1 protein-coding gene is annotated in these 1,004 nt (G+C 66.0%); it reads left to right on the top strand.

From position 1 onward, the window contains the following. Nucleotides 1–1,004: phosphate acyltransferase (locus tag A9976_RS07195; RefSeq protein WP_259649134.1), on the top strand; the 1,004-nt coding region annotated here is incomplete at both ends.

The raw sequence follows: 1,004 nt of genomic DNA, 5'->3' as shown, positions 1-1,004 counted from the left end.
GTCTTCGAAGGCCGCACCGTGCTGATGGATCCGGACAAGGCGCGCTTTGCGCAAAAGACGGAGGCCCGCAAGCTGGCCGAAGTGATCCAGGATGCCGACGTGTTCCTGGGCCTGTCGGCAGGCGGCGTGCTCAAGCCCGAAATGGTCGCCGCGATGGGTTCGCGCCCGCTGATCCTGGCGCTGGCCAACCCCACGCCGGAAATCCTGCCGGAAGTGGCGCACGGCGTGCGCGACGACGTGGTCATGGCCACGGGCCGTTCGGACTACCCGAACCAGGTCAACAACGTGCTGTGCTTCCCGTACATCTTCCGCGGCGCGCTGGACGTGGGCGCAACCACCATCACGCGTGAAATGGAAATGGCGGCGGTGTATGCCATCGCCCAACTGGCGCAGGAAGAGCAGAACGAAGTCGTGGCCGCGGCCTACGGCACGTTTGATATCTCGTTCGGCCCGGAATACCTGATCCCCAAGCCGTTCGATCCGCGCCTGATCGTGCGCATCGCGCCGGCGGTGGCCAAGGCGGCGATGGACGGCGGCGTGGCCACGCGCCCGCTGGCCGACCTGGAAGCCTACGAAGAGCAGCTGCAGCAGTTCGTGTACCACTCGGGCGCGTTCATGAAGCCGTTGTTCTCGGCAGCCAAGCGCATTGTGCGTGAAGGCGGCCCGGCCCGCATCGTGTTCACCGAAGGTGAAGACGAACGCGTGCTGCGCGCCGTGCAGGTGGTGGTGGACGAAGGCCTGGCCCGTCCCATCCTGGTGGGCCGTCCGGCCGTGCTGCTGTCGCGCATCGAGAAGCTCGGCTTGCGTCTGCGCCTGGGCGAAGATGTCGAAGTGACCAACCCCGAATACGACGAACGCTTCCACCAGTACTGGACGACGTACTGGGAACTGATGTGCCGCCGCGGCATCACCAAGGAAATGGCGCGCGTGGAAATGCGCCGCCGCCTGACCTTGATCGGCGCGATGATGGTGCACCTGGGCGATGCCGACGGCATGGTCTGCGG

Origin of the sequence: Delftia sp. UME58, assembly GCF_014170385.1 — a bacterium.
Taxonomy (GTDB): domain Bacteria; phylum Pseudomonadota; class Gammaproteobacteria; order Burkholderiales; family Burkholderiaceae_C; genus Comamonas; species Comamonas acidovorans.
Note: the sequence above shows the minus strand (reverse complement) of the source record. Positions and strands in the feature narration are given on the sequence as shown.